We start from the raw sequence: 16,474 nt of genomic DNA, 5'->3' as shown, positions 1-16,474 counted from the left end.
GCGCGTGGCGGCATCAGACGGTGGCAACCGGCGTCACAGGAGATCCCATCGCGCCGGGCAGCCGCAACGGCGGCGCCGACAGGAAAAAACGGTGGCGGCCCTCGGCACGCAGATAAGCCGCCAGGTCGCGCAGGTGCCAGAGTTCGCCCAGCGGCAAACCCAGCTTGAACAGGCAGTGGTGATGCAGCGGCAGCATCGGCACCGGCCCGGCGCTGTCGGGCACCGGCCGCGCCGGATAGCGTTCCACCGCGTAGTTGTCTGCCGCGATCGCGGCGATGTCGGTGTCCGTGATCCACTGCAGCAGGCGCTCGTCGCGCCCGTCCAGCGCACAACAGCTGTTGTGCAGCAGCGCGGCGTCGGGCTGGCCCGCCATTTCCACGAGCATCTCGGCAAACCCGGTGCGCAGCACCAGGATGTCGCCGCGGCCTACCTCCACGCGGTCGGCGTCGATCACGCGCATCAGGTCGTCGTAGCCCACCGTGCGGCATTCGCGGCCGTAGTGGTGCGCCAGGTCAACCAGCACGCCGCGCGCCTGGATGCCGTGCGTGGCGAAGGTCTCGATGCCCAGCGCCTCGGCGTGGCTATGATCGTGGCCGCAGGCGTGCGCCGCGAAGTGGTCGGCTTCGGCGTAGTCCACCGGCCCGACGATATCGGTATTGGGCCGGAACCCGTTGTAGTACACGCGCTCGGCCACGCCGTCGCCGTCGGCATCGAACAACGCGCCCACGTGCGCCAGCGAATCCCATTGCGTGGAGTACTGCATCGACAGCAGCACCTGGTCGTCGCTGAGCACATCCAGCGCGCGCGGGTCCACCTTGGCCAGCGGGAAGTTGACGTACGCGACGTCGCCGCGGAACGTGGGCCGCAGCACCGGCGGATGCCGGCGCGGGTTCAGCACGTTGCCGCCGGGCAGGTCCAGCGGCAGCGACAGGCAGAACGTACGGCCGCTGCGGATTTCCTGGGCGGCGGCCCGCACGCAGTCCGCCGTGATCAGGTTCAGGCGGCCAAGCTGGTCGTCATCGCCGAAATCGCCCCAGTTGGCGCCTTCGGGTCGTTGCTTCCATCGTTTCATGAGAACGGCTCAGATATCAGCTCAGAGATGGCGCACGCCGTCCAGGTAAGCCTTGCGCCAGCGCACGATCCTGACCTCGGCAAACAGGTCCGCCTGGTGGAACGGATCGGCCTCGATAAAGGCCTGGGCCGCCTCGCGCGTATCGACGTCGAGGATGTAGATCCCGCCGCCGCCATCGCTGCCGTCGTCGTTCAGCTTCGCGCCGCAAGCCAGCAGCAGCTGCTTGTTGGCTTCCAGGTAATCCAGGTGCGTGGGCCGGTTGGCCTGGCGCACGTGCTGGTGATTGGGCTTGTCGAAGGTTTCGATCAGGTACGGCATGCAAGGTCTCCAGGTTGTACGTACTGCGCAAGGACTTCAGTGGGTGGCCATGCCCCAGGCCAGCATCGCCACGATGTAGATGGCACCGACCCAGAACATCATGATCACGGTGTAGCCCATCACGTCCTTGAGTTTGAGCTTCGAGAGCGCCAGCGCCGGCAGGATCCAGAACGGTTGCACCAGGTCGTTCCACGCGTTGCCCAGCATCACCGACATTGACGTCTGCGCCACCGAACTGCCGATGGCCTTGGCCGCATCGACCATGAACGGGCCCTGGATCACCCAGTGGCCGCCGCCGGACGGGGCAAAGAAGTTGATCACGAAGCTGCTGACCAGGCCCCAGAACGGCAGGGTCTGCGGCGTGGCGATATCGACGAACACGCGCGAGATGGTATCCACCAGCCCCGAGCCCGCCATCACCGCCATGATGCCCGCGTAGAACGGATATTGCAGGATGATGCCCGAAATCGTCTTGATGCCTTCGTTGAGCTTGGCCACGTAGTTGGCCGGCGTGCCCAGCAGCAGCACGCCGATGAACAGGATCAGGAAGTTGATCAGGTTCAGGTCCAGCGTACCGCCCTGCATGAAGTACAGCACCGCATAGGCCATGCCGCACAGCCCGATCAGCAGGCTCAGCAGGCGGCTGTTGTTCATGCGCGCGGCCAGCGTGTTCTCGATGCCCATGCTATGGCCGCCGGCTACCGGTTCCCGTGCCTCCGGTTCTTCCTGGATCTCGACCACGTCCCTGGCATCGCGCGGATGCAGCATGGCGTTGAGCAGCGGCAGCGTGACGATCACGGCCAGGCTGGTCAGCAGCATCGGCACCGAAAAAATGGTGTCCTTGAGCGCGATGACGCCCATCAGCTTTTCCATCGGGTGTCCCGGCGTGGAGATCAGCACCGGGATACTGGCCGACAGGCCCAGGCCGTACATCGTGAAGCCGCTATAGGCCGAGGCAATGATCAGCGGGTAATGCACGCCCTTGACCTTCACAGCCAGCTTGCGCGCGATGATGCCGCCGATCACCAGGCCGAAGCCCCAGTTCAGGTAGCTGCCGATGCCGCCCACCAGCGTCGCCACGATGATCGCGCCACGCGGCGTGGCCACCCGGGCCACGATGCCGTTCAGGAAGCGGTCCACCAGCGGCGCGGTGGCCAGCACGTAGCCCATGGCCAGGATCACGGCCATCTGTGTGGTGAACGAGAGCAGGTTCCAGAAGCCCTTGCCCCAGTTGGTGATGATGGCGCTGGCGCCCTGCCCCTCCACCAGCATCGCCATGACCATGCTGAGCAGCGTCAGGCCGATGGCAAACACGAAGGGGTCCGGCAGATACCGGCGCATCAGTTCCGTAAAGAACCCGGCAACCTTGTTCAAGGCTTGTCTCCTGAGAGTCGAAATGACCGCATGTCGAACCAGCGTTCTACATGCGAACGTCTTTTAGTCGTGCCCGGGAGCGTAAGACTTTGTATCGAGCAATGTCAAGGCAACGAATCGGCCCATTCATTCCGTTGCGCGCAACAATTCGATGCTGCGGCGCAGCGCAACATGACCCATTGCCGATAGCCCGAGGGCCGGTGTTCATCAGGGGGAAACAGGGATTTTGCGATGCAGCATCGACCTTTCAGGTCAGAAAGGTGGATGTCCGGTATCCGCACAGAACGCGGGGCCGTCGTGACGGCGACAGGCCAGTAAAAAGGCCCGGCACATGGCCGGGCCTTCGGAGGCATATCGCACTTCAGCGAATGCGCAGTTCGTTGCGCACGTCCTTCACGCCCATGACATGTTCGGCGATGTCCTCGATGCGATGCTTCTCGCTCCGGTCATGGGCCGCGCCGCGCAGCGTGACCACGCCGCCATCGACATCGACCTCCACCTCCTGCAAGTCGACGTGGCCGTCGTGCGCCAGGCGCGAGCAGACATCGTCGCGAATGCGCTCGTCGGAGCGGACGTAGCCTTTTGGCCAGACGGGCTCGGATCGATGCACCGGCCCGCCGTAGCCGCCACCATAGCCACCGCCATAGCCACCCCCGTAGCCGCGCTCGGCCTCGGCGGGCACGCCGGCCACACGGCCCCCGGCTCCGGGCCGATAGCGCAGGGCGCCATCCTCGTGCCGATCCTGCCAGTTCACGTCCGCCGCGCGATGCCAGCGGGCGCGGCCGGGTGCGGTGCGCAGGCCGTCGTCGTCGGCAATGCCATAGGCGGCCGGATCGACATGCGATGACGCATACACGCTGGCGTCCGGCCTGGGGCCGCGCGCCCACGGGCGCGGATACGAATCCGGGCCGCCAAAGTCCTCGGTCTGGTCGTGCACGGCCCAGTCGCTGCCTTCATTGAGCACACCGGGGCGGAACCAGGGGTTTTTCAGCTTCTGTGTCATCTGGGTCTCCTTAGCGCGTCTGCCGCGATCCCGGGAACCCTGCAATTTCTGTTCCGCTGCCTGTCCGGCCGCAATCGCCCGAACTTTCGGCGGGAACCGCGCACGGGCCATGTAGACCTGCGCGCGTGCGTGGAAGATTTACCGCACCCGGGTGTGTCAGTCAGCCCCCAGCCGCGCGCGCAGGAAATCCACAAAGGCACGCACTTTGGGCGATGCCACCGCACCGCGCGGAAACACCGCGTTGAAATCCTGCGCAGGCCCGGTCCATTCGGGCAGCACGCGCCGCAGCCGTCCCGCCGTGACATCGGCGGCCATGCTCCGGTGCATGGCCAGCGACAGGCCCTGCCCCGCGCAAAGCGCATCGTGCAGCAGCGCAGGATCGCTGGCGACGATGACCGGGTCCACGGCGAAAGACTGGGTGCGCCCGCCGTCCCTGCGCAGCGGCCACGCATAGCCGCGCTCGCGGCGCGCCTGGTGCAGGGCCAGCGTGGCATGGCCCACGAGTTCGGACGGGTGCACCGGCATGCCGGCGCGCTCCAGATAGCCGGGGCTGGCATAGACGCCCGTGGCAAAGCTGCCGAGCCGGCGCGCCACCAGTTCGGAATCGGGCAGCACACCCAGGCGCAGCGCCACGTCGATGTCATCGGCCACCAGGTCGAGCGGCACATGCGAAGCCAGGATTTCGAGCCTGACCTCGGGACAGGCCGTTCGGAAATCCGCCAGCAATGGCGCGATCCACGCCGCCCCGAACGAATACGGCAGCGTCACGCGCAACCAGCCGCGCGGGCCCGCCTGCAACTGGTGGACCGCCGCCTCGGCGTCGTCGATCTGGCGCACCATGTCGCGCGCATGGGCGTAGTACAGCCCGCCCGCCTCGGTCAGCCCAAGCCGGCGCGTGGTCCGATGCAGCAACTGGGCACCCAATTGCGTTTCCAGCGCCATCACCCGGCGGCTGACCGTGGTCTTGGGCATCTTCAGCAGCCGCGCCCCGGCCGTGAAGCTGCCCGCCTGCACCACGCGCACAAAGATCAGCGTGTCGTTGAGATCCGCGGCCATGCGGTCCACTCCCGAAAGCAAAGAGGCGGAGATTGTCCCATCAATGGGCCAATCACGCCCATTTCCGAGGACTAATCAGCATGCGCGGCCATCTCTACGATGCCCACATTCCCCCTGCAAGCTGGAGCCAACATGAAACTGAGCGAATACGTTACCCACGACGCGCTGGGCCTGGCCGCCCTTGTCGCCCGCAAGGAAGTCACAGCCCAGGAACTGGCCGAACTGGCACGCGCGGCGATCGAAGCGGTCAACCCCGCCATCGGCGCGGTGGTCGAGCATTGGCCGCTGGCCGACGCCGGGCAGGCTTCGATCGATGGGCCACTGGCCGGCGTGCCCTTCCTGATCAAGGACCTGGCCGTCGCCATGGCCGGCAAGCGGCTGGAACTGGGGTCGCGGCTGGCGGCCGGGCTGGTGGCGCCAAACGATTCGAACCTGATGCAGCGGCTGCGCGCCGCCGGACTGGTCACGCTGGGCCGCACGGCAACGCCTGAAATGGCGTTCAGCACGGCCACCGAATCGGTGCAACAAGGCCAGACCCGCAATCCGTGGGATACGCGGCGCAGCGCGGGCGGTTCCAGCGGTGGCGCTGCCGCAGCCGTGGCGGCCGGGATCGTGCCGCTGGCCCATGCCACCGATGCGGCGGGATCGATCCGCGTGCCGGCATCGTTCACAGGCCTGTTCGGTCTCAAATCCACGCGCGGCCGGGTCTCGAATGGTCCGGCACTCGACGAGGTCTTTGCCGGGCTTGGCGTGCAAGGCGGCCTGAGCCGCACCGTGCGCGACAGCGCCGCGCTGCTCGATGCCATCCACGGCACGGCAGCCGGCGAGCCGTACCACACGGCGGCCCCCGCGCGGCCCTTCCTCGCCGAGGTCGGCCGCGACCCGGGACGCCTGCGCATCGGGCTGATGCTGGCGCCCTGGAACGATGGCGCCGTGTCACAAGTTGTGACCGATGCCACTGCCGATGCCGCCCGCAAGCTGGCCGATCTGGGCCATCACGTCGAACTGGTGCGCCCGAGCCTTAGGGTGTCCTGGGAAGCCTTCGTCCATGCCAACGCGCAAATCTGGTGTGCCACGCTGGTGAACTGGATCGACGCCATCGCCGTGCAGACCGGCCGGCGCGTGGATGCCGATACGCTGGAACCTGCCACGCTGGCGGCCTATCGCTACGGCCAGCGTGTCACCGGCACCGCCTTCGCGGCGGCCCTGGATGTCCGCAACGCCGTGACGCGCGCCACGGCCGGCTGGTTTGCCGAGACCGACATCCTGATGACGCCCACCATGCCAGACCTGCCCGAGCCGGTGGGCACCTATGCGGCCGGCGCCGAACAGATGGACGGCCTGGCATGGACCGCGCGCGTGTTCCGGCACTCGCCGTTCACCCCGGCCTTTAACGTGGCGGGCCTGCCCGCGATGTCCGTCCCGATGGCGACAACGCCCACGGGGCCGCATGCCGGGTTGCCCATCGGCATCCAGTTCGGCGCCGGCTTCGGGCAGGAAGCGGCGCTGTTGCGCCTGGCCGGCCAGATCGAGCAGGCACACCCATGGGCCGGCCGGCTTCCGGCGGTCTGGGCGGGCCGGATGTGAAGCCCGGGCCGGGCGGATGTGAAGCCCGGTTCGGCGCCGGCTTCGGGCAGGAAGCGGCGCTGTTGCGCCTGGCCGGCCAGATCGAGCAGGCACACCCATGGGCCGGCCGGCTTCCGCCGGTCTGGGCGGGCCGGATGTGAAGCCCGGGCCGGGCGGATGTGAAGCCCGGGCGGGCCGGTGGGGCCGACGCATTAGAATGACGCGCCAGCCCTGCTCCACGTAGCCATCACCGCCCCATGATTCCGTCCGTCTCCGCCCTGCACAACCGCCTGAAGATGCAGCACCTGCGCCTGCTGGTCGCCATCGAGGAACGCGGCTCGCTGCGCCAGGCGGCCGAGGCCCTGACGCTGTCCCAGCCGGCGGTCAGCAAGATGCTGCAGGACATGGAAGACCTGCTCGGCGTGGCGCTGTTCGAGCGGCACGCGCGCGGCCTGCGGCCCACGCGCTTTGGCGGCGCGGCCACGCGCTACGCCAAGCTCGTGTTTGCCGACATGGCCGGGTTGCGCGATGAACTGGTGGCGCTGGAAGCGGGCAAGATCGGCCGGGTGCGCGTGGGCGCGGTGATGGCGCCCACGCCGGGGCTGCTCGCCAGCGCCATCCGCCAGCTCAACCGCGACCACCCGCAGCTTGAGATCGCCGTGCAGGTGGACACCAGCGACGTGCTGATGCCGCAACTGGAGCGCGACCAGCTCGACATCGTGCTGGGCCGCGTGCCCGAGGGCTGGGACAGCAGCGCGCTGGATTTCGAGCAGCTTGGCGACGAGGGCCTGGCCATCGTGGTCGGGCCGCAGCACCCGCTGGCGGCACGCAGCGAACTCGCGTTCGGGGAGCTGACCCGGTATCCGTGGATCATGCAGCCCCGCCCCAGCCCGATGCGGGCGCTGCTGGACCGCTCGTTCGAGGACGCCGGCGTGCCGGCACCGCCATCGACCATCGAGTCGGCAGCCGTGCTGATGACCACCTCGCTGCTGATCGACAGCGAACTGATTGCCGTCCTGCCCGCATCGGTGGCCGCCTACTACGCGCAGCTGGGCGCGCTGGCCGTGCTGCCGCTGCCCCTGCCGATCAAGCTCGGGCCGTACGGCATCGTCACCCGGCGCGGGCGCCCGGTGTCGGCGTCGATGAGCCTGCTGATCGATACCCTGCGCGCCCACGCCGCCTACACCGCCTGACCACTGCCCTGCCGGCTCAGCGGCCCCAGCGCAGCACCAGCGGATCGAGCCGCCGCGCCACCTTCAGCAAACCCTCGCGCGTGGCCGGGTGCATCGGCTGCAGCGGATGCCGCACGGCATCCGAGCGGATCACGCCGCCTTCCTGCATCAGCACCTTGGCCGTGGCCAGCCAGCCCTGTCGGTTTTCGTAGTTGATCAGCGGCAGCCATTGCTGGTAGCGGTCGGCCGCCGCGTCGGCATCGCCCGCCTGCCAGGCATCGAGGATCTGGCGGATGCCGTCCGGGTAGCCGGCCCCGGTCATGGCGCCGGTCGCGCCGGCTTCCAGGTCGGCCATCAGCGTGATGGCTTCCTCGCCGTCCCAAGGCCCCACGATGGCGTCGCCGCCCAGCGCGATCAGTTCGCGCAGCTTGGCGGCCGCCTGCGGCACCTCGATCTTGAAGTACGACACATTGGCCAGTTCGCGGGCCATGCGCGCCAGGAACGGCGCCGACAGCGTGGTGCCGCTGACCGGCGCATCCTGGATCATGATCGGGATGTCGATGGCCGCCGATACCGTGGCAAAGAACTCGTAGATGCTGCGCTCCGGCACCCGGATCGTGGCGCCGTGGTACGGCGGCATGACCATCACCATGGCGGCACCGGCGTCCTGCGCGGCGCGGCTGCGCTCGGCGCAGATGCGCGAACTGAAGTGCGTGGTGGTGACAATCACCGGCACGCGGCCGGCCACGTGGTCGAGCACGGTGGTCATCAGCAGCTGGCGCTCGTCGTCGGTCAGCACGAACTGCTCGGAAAAGTTGGCCAGGATGCAGATGCCGTGCGACCCGGCATCGATCATGAAGTCGATGCAGCGGCGCTGGCCGTCCAGGTCCAGCCCGCCCTGGGCGTCGAAGATCGTGGGCGCCACCGGGAATACGCCGCGATACTGGGTCGGGGCGGGGGTGGGACTGCGGGCCGGAATCTGGGTCATGCGGGTCTCCTGGTTGTCTTGTGCCGCCAAATATACGGGCCGCCCGCTGGCCTGCCTATTGAATCCTGCGGATACCCTGATCGCCTGTGGTGATCGCTCGGCGGCGGGCCAGCGCGCCGACGCCGCGTTAACCCCGATATCACCGCCGCTTATCGCCGCTTCAGAAATGCTCAGTTTTCGGGGGGTACTCATCTTTCGTATAGTGGACGTCACGCAGCGCAGACTGCCCATCGACGGAGACAATCATGAAGACATGGATGGCCGGCACCCTGGCCGGTATCGCGGTGTTTGGCATGGCCGCGCCATGCGCCCGGGCCGACGACGCGCGCCCGATCCGCATGATGGTGGGCGCCGCGCCCGGCGGCGGCACCGACATCATGGCGCGCATCGTCTCGGACAAGCTGTCCGCCATCCTGAAGCAGCCGGTGGTGGTCGACAACCGCCCCGGCGCATCGAACACCATCGCCGCCGACATCACCGCCAAGGCCCCGCCCGATGGCAACACGCTGCTGATGGGCGTGTCGACGTCGCAGGCCATCGCGCCGCACCTGCTCAAGCTGCAGTTCAACCCGCTGAAGGACCTCGTGCCCGTGACCCTGGTGGCCCAGGTGCCCAACGTGCTGGTGGTGAACAACCAGCTGCCGGTCCATGACGCGAAAACGCTGGTGGCCCAGATCCAGGCCAACCCGGACAAGTACCGCTACAGTTCGTCGGGCGTCGGCAGCACGCAGCATCTGGCGGCGGCGGCCTTCGTGCACCAGATCCACGGCAAGATGCTTCATGTGCCCTACAAGAGCAGCGCCAGCGGGCTGGTGGACCTGATGGGCGGCCAGGTGGACATGAGCTTCGAGACCATGCCGTCGGTCATCAACCATATCAAGGCCGGCAAGCTGCGCGCGCTGGCCGTGACGTCCGACAAACGCTCGGCGCTGCTGCCCAACGTACCCACGCTGAAGGAAGCCGGCGTGCCCGATATCCAGGCCAATACCTGGTACGGCGTCTACGCCACCGCCGGCACGCCCCCGGCCACGCTGCAGAAAATCAGCGCCGCCATGGCCCAGGTCATGAAGGACCCCGACACCGTCCGCCGCCTGGCCGACGTGGGGGCCGTGCCCGGCGCGATGGACCCCGCCCAGTTCGACGCCTTCTCGCGCAGCGAATATGCGCGCTACGGCAAGCTGATCGCCGAACTCGGCGTGAAACTGGACTGAATGGACTGAATGGACTGAATGGACTGAATGGACGCAATCCTCTGATGGACCGAAACATGCCCCAACGCCCCCGTATTGCCATGGTGCTCGGCGACCCCGCCGGCATCGGCCCCGAACTGATCGCCCGGCTGCTGGCCGACCCCGTTGCCGCGCAGGCGCGCATCCTGCTGATTGCCGACCGCGAGGAATGGCGGCGCGGCATGGACGTGGCGGGCGTGAGCCTGTCGCTGCCCGAAGTGGAGCGGCCCGACTTCCAGGGCACCGAGCAGGGCCCGCGCCTGTATCACTGGAACCTGGACGACAAGCCGGCCTACCCGCGCGGCGAGGCCAGCGCCGCAGGCGGGCGCTACTGCCTCGGTACGCTGCAGGTGGCGCTCACGCTGGCCCAGGCGGGCCAGGCCGATGCCATCCTCTTCGGCCCGCTCAACAAGAGTTCGATGCATGCGGCCGGCATGGGCCACAACGACGAACTGCACTGGTTTGCCGAGAAGCTGGGCTACGGCGGCCCGTTCTGCGAATTCAATGTGCTGGACGGCCTGTGGACGTCGCGCGTGACCTCGCACGTCGCCATCAAGGAGGTGCCCGCGCTGATTACCCCGGCCCGCGTGCGCGACGCCATCGACCTGATCGACCACGCGCTGCGCCGGTCCGGCGTGGCGACCCCGCGCATCGCCGTATGCGGCCTGAACCCGCACAACGGCGACAACGGCGCATTCGGCCGCGAGGAAATCGACGTGATCGGACCGGCCGTGGCCGAGGCGCAATCGCGCGGCGTGGCGGCACAAGGCCCGTTCCCGGCGGACACCATCTTCCTGAAGGTCCAGGGGGGCCCGGACCAGCGCCAGTTCGATGCCATCGTCACGATGTATCACGACCAGGGCCAGATCGGCATCAAGCTGATGGGCTTCTCGCGCGGCGTGACGGTACAGGGCGGGCTGCCCGTGCCGATCACCACGCCGGCCCACGGCACCGCCTTCGACATCACGCAGCAGGGCCGGGCCAATCCGGGCGCCACGCTGCAAGCGTTCCACCTGGCCTGCCAGATGGGCGCCCGCCGGCTGGCGGATGCCCGCGCCGCCTGACCCCCATCGCCACCAGGACTCCACCATGAAAATCACCAACGTCCGCGCCCGCGTCTTTCAATGGAAAGGCAAGACGGTGCCGCCGCAGGCGCACTTCTGCACCAATGCCACCGACATCCTGTATGACCGCGGCGACGCCATGGGGTCGTTCCGCTTCCACGACTGGCTCGTGGTCGAGGTGGAAACCGACGATGGCCATGTGGGCATCGGCAACTGCGCGCTGGCCCCGCGCGTGGCCAAGCAGATCGTCGACCAGTACCTGGCGCCGATCGTGATCGGACAGGACCCGTTCGACAACGAATACCTGTGGCAGAAGATGTACCGCCGCACCCATGCCTGGGGCCGCAAGGGCATCGGCATGGCGGCGATCTCGGCCGTCGATATCGCGCTGTGGGACCTGATGGGCAAGGCCACCGGGCGGCCCGTGTTCAAGCTGCTGGGCGGCCGCACCAAGGAGAAGATCTGGTGCTACGCGTCGAAGCTCTACAACAACGATGACCGCGACGCCTTCCTGGGCGAAGCGCAGCGTTACCTGGATCAGGGCTTCACGGCGATGAAGATGCGCTTCGGCTATGGCCCCAAGGACGGCCCGGCTGGCATGCAGAAGAACCTGGAACAGGTGCGCCTGCTGCGCGAGCTGGTGGGCGATGGCGTGGACATCATGCTCGAGTGCTATATGGGCTGGACGCTCGAATACGCCCGCCGCATGATCCCGCGCCTGGCCGAATTCCATCCGCGCTGGCTGGAGGAGCCGGTCATCGCCGACGACATCGAGGGCTACGCCGAACTGAAGAAGATGAGCCCGTTCCCGATCTCGGGCGGCGAGCACGAATTCACCTCGTACGGCTTCAAGGACCTGCTGGAACGGCGCGCGGTGGACGTGATCCAGTACGACACCAACCGCGTGGGCGGCATCACCGCCGCACAGAAGATCAACGCGATGGCCGAGGCCTGGTCGGTGCCCGTGATCCCCCACGCCGGCCAGATGCACAACTACCACCTGACCATGGCGTCCACGGCATCGCCCATGTCGGAGTTCTTCCCGGTCCACGACGTGGAGGTGGGCAACGAACTGTTCTACTACATCTTCCAGGGCGAACCCGCGCCGGACAATGGCTACCTGCAGCTGGACGACCACCTGCCTGGACTGGGCCTGTCGCTCAACGAGGCGTATTTCGACCAGTTCGAGATTATCGGGTGATTGCCGGGAGGGCCCACACCATCGTCACCTGTCGCCATAGTGATAGCGGCAGCTGACGATGGACACCGCCGCGTCGTCGGCCTTGTAGACAAGGCGATTTGTGTCATCAATGCGCCGTGAGCAAAAGCCTGTCAGGTTTCCTTTCAGGGGTTCCGGCTTGCCGATGCCTTCAAATGGAGACCGCCGCGCGTCTTCGACCAGTTGATTGATCCGTTTCAACGTCTTGCGGTCCTGGCCCTGCCAGAACAGGTACTGCTCCCACGCATCGGCCGTGAACAGGATGTTGCGCGTCATTCGGCCGCATCGTCCGGGTCGACGAGTTTCCGCTGCTGCATCTCGCCTGCGCGCAACTGTTCCATGGAACGGGCAAGGTGAGCGGCGTTCGCCGGAGAGTTCAGCAGGTAGATCGTTTCCGCCCAACTATCGTATTGCTCCTGCGACATGATCACTGCGTTCGGCGCATCCCGGCGCGTGATCAGCACGGCGTCGTGGTCTTCAATCGCCTGATCGATGACGGCCTTGAGATTGTTGCGGGCGTCTGAAAAATGAACTGTGCGCATGTCATCACTCCAAATACATGTCCAATTAGCTGTACAAGTATAGCGGCATTGGCCCCGGTCCAACACTCAACCTTGCTGAAGTTGCACTGCACAACAAATAATAGAGCGGCTTGTACCTCACGTGAGTCACCTTCGGGAGCGTCGGATGAACGAGGAAGGCAAGACCGCCGCGGCGCGCGAGCCGCTGCTGATCGACCTGGCGTTGCAAGGCGGTGGCGCCCATGGCGCCTTTACCTGGGGCGTGCTGGATCGCCTGCTGGAAGAGCCATGGCTCGATATCGAGGGGATATCGGGCACGTCGGCCGGGGCGATGAATGCCGCCGTGCTGGTCTACGGCCACGCGCTCGATGGCCGGGGCGGCGCCCGCCGGGCGCTGGAAGCCTTCTGGCAGCGGGTGTCCGATGCCGCCCGCTTCAGCCCGTTCCGCCGCACCCCGCTCGACGTGATCCTGGGCCGCTGGACGCTCGACAATTCCCCGCTGTTCGTCGCCGCCGACCTGGCCGCGCGCATCTGGTCGCCCTATGACCTCAACAAGGCCGGCAGCAATCCGCTGGCCGAGGTGCTGCAGGCCACCATCGATTTCGATGTGCTGGCCCAGGCGCCGATTCATCTGTTTGTCACGGCCACCAATGTGGAAACGGGCCGTGGCCGCGTATTCAAGAACACGGAAGTCACGGCCAGCGTGCTGCTGGCGTCGGCCTGCCTGCCCACGGTGTTCCAGGCCGTGGAGATCGACGGCGTGCCGTACTGGGATGGCGGCTATGCGGGCAATCCCACCATCACGCCGCTGGTGCGCGAATGCCAGTCGCGCGACACCATCCTCGTGCAGATCAATCCGGTGGCGCGCGCCGGCGTGCCCCGCTCGGCGCGCGACATCCTGAGCCGGGTCAACGAGATCTCCTTCAACGCCGCCCTGCTCAAGGAACTGCGCATGATCGCCGTGCTGCAGCGCGTGGCCGACCCTGGCGCTGCCGAGGGCGCCCAGTGGGCCGACATGCGCATCCACCGCATTGCCAGCGAGCGCATGGCCGAATTCGGGTCGTCGTCGAAGATGAATGCCGAATGGCCGTTCCTGTGCATGCTGCGCGACGAAGGCCGCGCGGCGGCCGGGCAGTTCCTGGCCATGCACGGCGATGCGCTGGGCAACCAGTCCTCGTTCGATCTGGACGAACTGCTGCGGGAGGTCTGAACCATGGACTTGCCAGGCATCGTCATCGCCCTGGCGGCGATGGTCTGGATGGCGTTCCGGGGCTGGAGCATCCTGCTGATCGCCCCGGCCGCCGCGCTGCTGGCGGCTGCCACGGCGGGCGACCCGTTGCTGGCTAACTGGACGCAGACCTTCATGGGCACGGCGGCGGGCTTCGTCGCACAGTTCTTTCCGCTGTTCCTGCTGGGCGCGCTGTTCGGCAAGCTGATGGATGACAGCGGATCGGTCACCGCGATTGCCGACTGGATGACGCGCACGCTCGGCCCCCGCCGCGCGATACTGGCCGTGGTGCTGGCCGGCGCCCTGCTCACCTTTGGGGGTGTCAGCCTGTTTGTGGCGTTCTTCGTGCTGGCGCCGATGGCCCATGCGCTGTTTCGCGCGGCCGATATCCCGCACCGGCTGATGCCGGCCGCCATCGTGCTGGGCACCTCGACCTTCACGATGTCGGCGCTGCCCGGCACGCCGGCCATCCAGAACGCGATTCCGATGCCGTTCTTCAGCACCACGCCGTTCGCGGCGCCCGGGCTGGGCATCGTCGCCAGCCTGATCATGCTGGCATTCGGCATGTGGTGGCTGGCGCGCTGCGAAGGTGCCGCGCGCCGCAAGGGGGAAGGCTATGGCGGGGGATTGCCGGATGGCGTCGGGGAGGTGGCCGGGGTTGCCCAGGTGGCCGAGGTGGCCGAACGCCCGCTGATCCGCGAGCGCGCCAGCACAGCACATGAGTTCGATCCGGCCGAAGCGCGGCATGGCCGGCGCAGTGCCGAGCCGCCCGGCGCGCTGGTGGCGCTGCTGCCGCTGGCCGTGGTGATTGCCGTGAACCTGACCATGAGCCTGGTCGTGCTGCCGCGGCTGGATGCGGACTATCTGGCGCTGCCGGAATGGGGCGCCACGTCATTGCAGGCCGTGGGCGGGGTGTGGTCGGTGATCGTCGCGCTGGCGGCCGCCATCGTTTGCCTGGTGCTGCTGAACTGGCGGCGCCTGACCGCGCTGCGCGAAACCATGGGCGCCGGTGCGCACGCGGCGGCCCTGCCGGTGCTCAGCGTGGCCAGCCTGGTCGGCTTTGGCGCCGTGGTGGCGGGCCTGCCGGGCTTTGCCGTGGTACGGGACTGGGTATTGTCGATCGGAGGCGGCCCGCTGGTGTCGCTGGCCGTGGCCACCAACGTGCTGTCGGCGCTGACCGGCTCCGCTTCGGGCGGCCTGACGATCGCGCTCGATGCGCTGGGCGGCACCTACCTGGCGCGGGCGCTGGAAATCGGGCTCGATCCCGCCGTGCTGCACCGCGTGGCCGTGATGAGTGCCGGCACGCTCGACACACTGCCGCACAACGGCGCGGTGGTCACGCTGCTGGCCGTCTGCGGCACCACGCACAAGCAAAGCTACGGCGGCATCGTGATGGTCGGCATTGTCGGGCCGCTGCTGGCGCTGGTGGCCGTCATCGTGCTGGGCACACTGGTCGGATCGTTCTGACCCGGCCAGTGCCCCGGCACAGCTTCCAGGCCGCTCCGGGCGCCCAGGCCGATCAGGCCGACTGCACGCGGTAGCGTTCCAGCCAGTGGGCGTACGGCGCGGGCAGCACCCACGACGGACGCTCCACGCCCAGCTTCATCGCGGCCTGGTACGGCCAGTGCGGGTTCGACAGCATGGCGCGGCCCACCATCACCAGATCCATCTGGCCCTGCTCGACCACGCGGTTGGCCACCACGGGGTCGTCGATGCCCCACGACGACGCCACCGGCAGGCCGGCTTCGCGATGCACGCGCTCGGCAATGGGCGCCAGGAATGCCGGGCCCCAGGGGATCCTGGCATCGGGCGTGGAAAAGCCGACGCTGACGTTCAGCATGTCCAGGCCGCCCTCGCGCATGGCGCGCACCAGTTCGATCGATTCCTTGAGCGTCTGCTCGTCGTTGCCGTCATATTCGATCACGCCGAAACGGGCGGTCAGCGGCAGGTTTTGCGGCCAGACCTCGCGCACGGCGGCCAGCGTTTCCAGCAGGAAGCGGCCTCGGCCGATGGCGTCCTTGCCGTATTCGTCGGTACGTTCGTTGCCGTGGACCGAGAAGAAGCTCTGCGCCAGATAGCCGTGCGCGAAGTGCAATTCCAGCCACTGGAAGCCGGCGTCGCGGGCGCGCCGGGCGGCAGCCACGAAATCAGCCTGGATACGGGCGATATCGTCGTGCGTCATCGCTTCGGGCATCTTCGACAGGTTGGCGCCGAACGGCTTGGCCGACGGCGAGATGGTCTTCCACCCACGGTCGTCGCCCTCGGGAATATGGTCGTCGCCTTCCCACGGACGATTGGCGCTGGCCTTGCGGCCGGCATGGGCGATCTGGATGCCGGCAACGGCACCGCCCGCCTTGATGGCCTCGGCAATGCGCGCCATGCCGACAGCCTGTTCGTCATTCCACAACCCCGTGCATCCCGGCGTAATGCGGCCTTCCGGCGACACCGCCGTGGCCTCGACGATCACCAAGCCGGCGCCGCCACGGGCCAGGCCGGCGTAATGGGACAGGTGCCAGTCGTTGGTAACGCCGTCGATGGCGCTGTACTGGCACATCGGGGGCACCGCGATACGGTTGCGCAGCGTCACGTCTTTCAGCGTGAAAGGGGTAAAAAGTGCAGGCGTAGTCATGGGTGGTCTCTGCATGTTGCAATGCAGCGATATTA

The 16,474-nt window shown here is 67.6% G+C and carries 16 protein-coding genes; 7 read left to right on the top strand and 9 right to left on the bottom strand.

Features of this window, described 5'->3' with window-relative positions; genetic code table 11:
• Positions 1-13: 13 nt before the first annotated feature.
• From AC3G88_RS20060 to AC3G88_RS20040, 5 genes are all read right to left on the bottom strand, one after another.
• On the bottom strand, positions 14-1,072 hold the full coding sequence (locus AC3G88_RS20060) for a cyclase family protein (protein ID WP_488773243.1): 1,059 nt from the start codon (positions 1,070-1,072) through the stop codon (positions 14-16).
• Positions 1,073-1,093: 21 nt separating this feature from the next.
• Positions 1,094-1,390 carry a YciI family protein gene (locus tag AC3G88_RS20055; RefSeq protein ID WP_488773244.1) on the bottom strand — a complete coding sequence of 99 codons (297 nt, stop codon included), beginning with the start codon at positions 1,388-1,390 and terminating at the stop codon, positions 1,094-1,096.
• Positions 1,391-1,426: 36 nt separating this feature from the next.
• On the bottom strand, positions 1,427-2,764 hold the full coding sequence (locus tag AC3G88_RS20050; protein WP_488773245.1) for a short-chain fatty acid transporter: 1,338 nt from the start codon (positions 2,762-2,764) through the stop codon (positions 1,427-1,429).
• 361 nt (positions 2,765-3,125) lie between these two features.
• Positions 3,126-3,767, bottom strand: a complete 642-nt coding sequence (locus AC3G88_RS20045; protein WP_488773246.1) for a BON domain-containing protein — start codon at positions 3,765-3,767, stop codon at positions 3,126-3,128.
• A 156-nt stretch (positions 3,768-3,923) separates the two neighbouring features.
• Complete coding sequence (locus AC3G88_RS20040; RefSeq protein WP_488773247.1) at positions 3,924-4,823, bottom strand: LysR family transcriptional regulator; 900 nt, start codon at positions 4,821-4,823, stop codon at positions 3,924-3,926.
• Positions 4,824-4,955: 132 nt separating this feature from the next.
• Here AC3G88_RS20040 and AC3G88_RS20035 point away from each other — a divergent pair, with 132 nt between their 5' ends.
• Complete coding sequence (locus tag AC3G88_RS20035; RefSeq protein WP_488893801.1) at positions 4,956-6,410, top strand: amidase; 1,455 nt, start codon at positions 4,956-4,958, stop codon at positions 6,408-6,410.
• 236 nt (positions 6,411-6,646) lie between these two features.
• Positions 6,647-7,582: a LysR family transcriptional regulator gene (locus tag AC3G88_RS20030; RefSeq protein WP_488773249.1), complete on the top strand. Its 936-nt coding sequence runs from the start codon at positions 6,647-6,649 to the stop codon at positions 7,580-7,582.
• Between the two features lie 16 nt (positions 7,583-7,598).
• On the opposite strand, the gene AC3G88_RS20025 is transcribed toward AC3G88_RS20030, so the two are convergent.
• Positions 7,599-8,549 (bottom strand): dihydrodipicolinate synthase family protein, encoded by a 951-nt coding sequence (locus tag AC3G88_RS20025; protein ID WP_488773250.1) that lies wholly within the window; start codon positions 8,547-8,549, stop codon positions 7,599-7,601.
• Positions 8,550-8,794: 245 nt separating this feature from the next.
• Here AC3G88_RS20025 and AC3G88_RS20020 point away from each other — a divergent pair, with 245 nt between their 5' ends.
• Genes AC3G88_RS20020 through AC3G88_RS20010 form a run of 3 tightly spaced genes read left to right on the top strand, consistent with a single transcriptional unit; the run spans position 8,795 to position 12,043 of the window.
• Entirely contained in the window at positions 8,795-9,760 is a 966-nt protein-coding gene (locus AC3G88_RS20020; RefSeq protein ID WP_488773251.1) for a Bug family tripartite tricarboxylate transporter substrate binding protein, read from the top strand.
• Between the two features lie 56 nt (positions 9,761-9,816).
• The gene (locus AC3G88_RS20015) at positions 9,817-10,842 is read left to right on the top strand and encodes a 4-hydroxythreonine-4-phosphate dehydrogenase PdxA (RefSeq protein ID WP_488773252.1); all 1,026 of its coding nucleotides are present in this window, start codon (positions 9,817-9,819) and stop codon (positions 10,840-10,842) included.
• A gap of 25 nt (positions 10,843-10,867) precedes the next feature.
• Complete coding sequence (locus tag AC3G88_RS20010; protein WP_488773253.1) at positions 10,868-12,043, top strand: L-rhamnonate dehydratase; 1,176 nt, start codon at positions 10,868-10,870, stop codon at positions 12,041-12,043.
• A gap of 24 nt (positions 12,044-12,067) precedes the next feature.
• Here AC3G88_RS20010 and AC3G88_RS20005 read toward each other — a convergent pair whose 3' ends face one another.
• Entirely contained in the window at positions 12,068-12,337 is a 270-nt protein-coding gene (locus tag AC3G88_RS20005) for a Txe/YoeB family addiction module toxin (protein WP_488773254.1), read from the bottom strand.
• Positions 12,334-12,603: a type II toxin-antitoxin system Phd/YefM family antitoxin gene (locus tag AC3G88_RS20000; protein ID WP_066740286.1), complete on the bottom strand. Its 270-nt coding sequence runs from the start codon at positions 12,601-12,603 to the stop codon at positions 12,334-12,336. The genes AC3G88_RS20005 and AC3G88_RS20000 overlap by 4 nt, the downstream gene beginning before the upstream one ends.
• A gap of 145 nt (positions 12,604-12,748) precedes the next feature.
• On the opposite strand from AC3G88_RS20000, the gene AC3G88_RS19995 reads away from it, so the two are divergent.
• Both AC3G88_RS19995 and AC3G88_RS19990 read left to right on the top strand, forming a co-directional pair.
• Positions 12,749-13,792, top strand: a complete 1,044-nt coding sequence (locus tag AC3G88_RS19995) for a patatin-like phospholipase family protein (protein WP_488773255.1) — start codon at positions 12,749-12,751, stop codon at positions 13,790-13,792.
• A gap of 3 nt (positions 13,793-13,795) precedes the next feature.
• Entirely contained in the window at positions 13,796-15,277 is a 1,482-nt protein-coding gene (locus AC3G88_RS19990) for a GntP family permease (RefSeq protein ID WP_488773256.1), read from the top strand.
• Between the two features lie 52 nt (positions 15,278-15,329).
• Here the strand turns inward: AC3G88_RS19990 and AC3G88_RS19985 are convergent, their stop codons facing one another.
• Positions 15,330-16,439, bottom strand: coding sequence for an NADH:flavin oxidoreductase/NADH oxidase (locus AC3G88_RS19985; protein ID WP_488893800.1), 1,110 nt, complete (start codon positions 16,437-16,439; stop codon positions 15,330-15,332).
• Positions 16,440-16,474 lie beyond the last annotated feature (35 nt).

This window comes from Cupriavidus sp. 86D6 (genome assembly GCF_057815095.1).
This window is presented reverse-complemented; position numbering and strand designations above follow the sequence as displayed.